Source organism: Nocardioides sp. (genome assembly GCF_036274455.1).
GTDB lineage: Bacteria > Actinomycetota > Actinomycetes > Propionibacteriales > Nocardioidaceae > Nocardioides.
Map to the genome: position 1 here is coordinate 1 of NZ_DASUFR010000088.1, position 3,782 is coordinate 3,782.

4 protein-coding genes are annotated in these 3,782 nt (G+C 68.1%); all 4 read right to left on the reverse strand.

What is annotated here, in order from left to right; genetic code table 11:
- A partial coding sequence (locus VFV89_RS08825) for an ABC transporter substrate-binding protein (protein WP_329705557.1) occupies positions 1-624 on the reverse strand: 624 nt, incomplete at its 3' end.
- 86 nt (positions 625-710) lie between these two features.
- Positions 711-1,739: an ABC transporter permease gene (locus tag VFV89_RS08830; RefSeq protein WP_329705558.1), complete on the reverse strand. Its 1,029-nt coding sequence runs from the start codon at positions 1,737-1,739 to the stop codon at positions 711-713.
- A gap of 154 nt (positions 1,740-1,893) precedes the next feature.
- Entirely contained in the window at positions 1,894-3,141 is a 1,248-nt protein-coding gene (locus VFV89_RS08835; RefSeq protein ID WP_329705559.1) for a dipeptide ABC transporter ATP-binding protein, read from the reverse strand.
- Positions 3,138-3,782, reverse strand: a 645-nt coding sequence (locus tag VFV89_RS08840; RefSeq protein WP_329705560.1) for an ABC transporter ATP-binding protein, incomplete at its 5' end; no start/stop codon positions are given. The genes VFV89_RS08835 and VFV89_RS08840, both read right to left, overlap by 4 nt.

The window sequence follows — 3,782 nt, forward strand, 5'->3', positions numbered from 1 at the left end:
CGGCCACGGCTTCTTGAACCGGTAGGTGATGGTGTTGCCGTCACAGGTCACGGCCTTGTCGAAGAGGTCCTGACCCTGACCGGTGTAGGGGCCCTTGTAGGCCGGCGAACCGTCGGCGTCCTCGGGGATGTCGAGGTAGCCGATGATGTAGTTGGGGCCGCCGGTGATCACGTCGGTCGCGAAGGTCCGCGACACGCCGTACTTCGCGTCCTCACAGGTGACCGGCTTGCCGTCCTGCCAGACCGGGCCGTCCTTGAGGGTGAACGACCACTGCGTGGCGTCCTCGTTGGACTGGCCGGTGTCGGTGGCCAGGTCGGGGATCGGGGTGTTGCCCTTCTCGGGGTCGGTCTCGCCGGATGGCAACATCACCAGGCCGCGCGAGAAGAGCCTGCCCATGTTGGCCATGTCACGACCGGTGTAGGTCCGCTGCGGGTCCCACGACTGGGTCACCGACTGCTCCAGGGAGAACACCGTGCCACCCTTGGGGACATCGGCGCTGACCGTCTGCTTGGTGTTGTCGCTCGGACCGTTACCGCTTCCCGAGTCGCCACCGCAACCGGCCACGAACGCGGCGGCTGCCAGGGATGCGACTGCTGCTACCAGCCGCTTCCTTGTGGTTCCCATCTGTTATCTCCTTCGGAGGGGATGTGTCTCGCCGAGATCCGGCGCTTCTTTCCTGTAGGAAAGCTCTGTGGTTCGGTCGTTTCTGCCTAACGACCGGCCTTCGGGTCGAGGGCGTCGCGCGCCCCGTCGCCGAGGAGGTTGAACGCGATGACGATGGCCGCGATGATCGCTGCCGGCGCGAAGAAGAAGAAGAAGTCGCCTTCGGCGTAGCTGACCGCGCTGTTGAGGACGTTGCCCAGGGTCGGCGTGGGGTTCTTGATGCCCACGCCGAGGAAGCTCAACGCGGCCTCGGCCGAGACGTAGGCCGGCATCAGGAGCGTGAAGTAGACCAGGAGCGGCGCCCACAGGTTGGGCAGGATCTCCTTGAAGTAGATCCGGCGGCGCGAGGCGCCCATCAGGATCGCGGCGTCCACGAACTCCCGCTCGCGGACACTGAACACCTGCCCGCGGATGAGTCGTGCCACGGGCGGCCACCCGAAGAGGGCCAGCACGACCACGATGTAGAGACCGTTGACGAAGGCGCCGTTCGGTCCGTTGGGTATGCCGATCTGGAGCATCCGGTCGACCACGACCTGCGAGAGGCCCAGGAGCATCAGGGTCGCGGGGAAGGCCAGGGTCAGGTCGATGAACCGGCCGATCGCGGAGTCGACGAAGCCACCGGTGAACCCGGCGATGATGCCGAGGATCGTGCCGATGACGATGGTGATGATCGCCGCGGACAGGGCGATCGTCAGGGAGAGGGTCGCGCCGAGCATCAGCCTCGAGAGGACGTCACGACCCGACTGCGGCTCGACGCCCATCGGGTGCGAGGCGCTGATGCCGCCCCAGAACCCCTTCGGGTATCCGCCGGTGTTGGGGTCGAGCAGGTCCTGGTGGAAGGTGTAGGGATCCAGCACGCCGATCCGCTCCAGGATCGGCGAGGCGATCGCGGTGAGGACGAAGAGCATCGTGACGGCCAGGGCCAGCATGGACAGCTTGTCCGCGCGGAAACGACCCCATGCGAGTCTGAGAGGGGAACGCCCCTGAACATCGACTCGGCCTGCTTGTACGTCGGTATCAGTGTCGCCGAAGTGGTCGTCGCTGTGCGACTCCAGGTTCGATGCAGTGAGCGTCACCTGGTCTCCCTTTCACAGCCTCAGCCCGCGGCAGGGGGAAGGCCCCACCGGCTCTCGGCACTCTATGTGACCCGGGCCGCACCGCAAGTCGCGACCCGGTAACGATCTGGTCTCGGGGCCTCGCCACGATAGACGGCGTCGATCGTCCTGCAGATCAGCTCTGACCTGGGAGATCGTCGCCCCGGCCGGTGCCGCCACCGGCGACCGTCCGTCCTTCGGCGACCACCTCTCCCGACGGCAGGTCGAGCCACCTCGGGCCGAACTCGATGTCGGTGCTCACCTCGACGAGGCGGTTGGCCTGCTCGGTCGGCCGGCCCTCGGCGTACAGCGGAGCGGTCACCGGCTGCGCCGGGTGGTGGCCGAGCTCGCCGGCGAAGTGACAGGCCACCTTGTGCCGCGGACCGATCTGCAGCAGTGGTGGCTCGTGGCGCGCGCAGATGTCCTGCGCCAGCTCGCAGCGGGTGCGGAACCGGCACCCGGACGGCGGGTCGATCGGGCTGGGTACGTCGCCGGTCAGCCGGATCCGCTCGCGGCGCCCACCGATCGCGGCCTGCTTGACGTCGGGCACCGCGGAGAGCAGCGCCTGGGTGTAGGGGTGGTGCGCGTGCTCGTAGAGCGACTCACGGTCGGCGATCTCCACGATCTTGCCGAGGTACATCACCGCGACCTCGGGACAGAAGTGCCGCACCACCGACAGGTCGTGCGCGATGAAGAGGAAGGCGATCCCGAACTCCCTCTGGACGTCCTGGAGGAGGTTCACGACCTGCGCCTGGATGGAGACGTCCAGCGCCGAGACGGGCTCGTCCGCCACCAGCAGCTTGGGGTGGAGCGCGAGGGCTCGGGCGATCCCGATGCGCTGGCGCTGGCCGCCGGAGAACTCGTTGGGATAGCGGTTGTAGTGCTCGGGGTTGAGGCCCACGACCTCGAGCAGCTCGCGGACCCGGTCGAGGACCTTGTTGTCCGGCACCACCTTGTGCACCCGAAGCGGGATCCCGACGATCGTGCCGACCGTGTGCCGCGGGTTCAGCGAGCTGTAGGGGTCCTGGAAGATCATCTGGACCTCTTTGCGCAGCGGCAGCATCTCCCGCTTGGACAGCTTGGCCATGTCCTGGCCCTCGAAGAGCATCTCGCCGGACGTCGGCTCGTAGAGGCGGGTGATGACCCGGCCGGTCGTCGACTTGCCGCAGCCCGACTCGCCGACGAGACCGAGCGAGCCACCCCGGGGCACGGCGAACGAGACGCCGTCCACCGCCTGCACCTGGCCGATCACCCTGCGGATGACACCGGAGGAGTGCACCGGGAAGTGCTTCACCAGGTTGCGCACCTCGAGCAGGGTCTCCCCCGTCCCGTTGACGCGCGGGGTCGAGGCCCGGTCGGGCTGGGGCGTCAGGTCGGTGCTCATGAGGACTCGCCCTGGATCTCGGCGATCTGCTCCTGGAGCTCGGGGATGACCTCGCCGGTCTCCGGGTCGACCAGGTCGGGAGCGGCCTCGGGCAGGACCTCCTTGAGGTAGATCTCGTCGGGGTTGACCAGGTGGCAGCGCTTGAGGTGGCCGGGCTGCGATGCCTGCGCCAGCTCCGGCAGCGTGGTGCGGCACAGGTCGCCGGTCACCTTGTCGACGTGCGGGCACCGCGGGTGGAACGGACACCCGGAAGGCGGGTTGAGCAGGCTCGGCGGCGTCCCCGGGATCGGGATCAGCCGGGCGTCGACGTCGCCGGTGATGTCGGGCACGCTGCTCAGGAGCCCCCACGTGTAGGGCATCTCCGGCAGGGTCAGGATCGACTTGGTCTGTCCGCTCTCGACCGCGCGGCCGGCGTACATCACCAGCACGTCGTCGGCCATCTCCGCAATGACCCCGAGGTCGTGGGTGATGATGATGACCGCGGAGTTGAAGTCGCGCTGCAGGTCGTCGATCAGGTCGAGGATCTGCGCCTGCACGGTCACGTCCAGCGCCGTGGTCGGCTCGTCGGCGATCACCAGCTCCGGGTCCGCCGACAACGCGGCGGCGATCATCACCCGCTGCGCCATCCCGCCCGAGAGCTG

Coding starts and splice junctions, on each gene's coding strand:
- VFV89_RS08835 (WP_329705559.1), bottom strand. CDS start 3,141: ATGAGCACCGACCTGACGCCCCAGCCCGACCGGGCCTCGACCCCGCGC.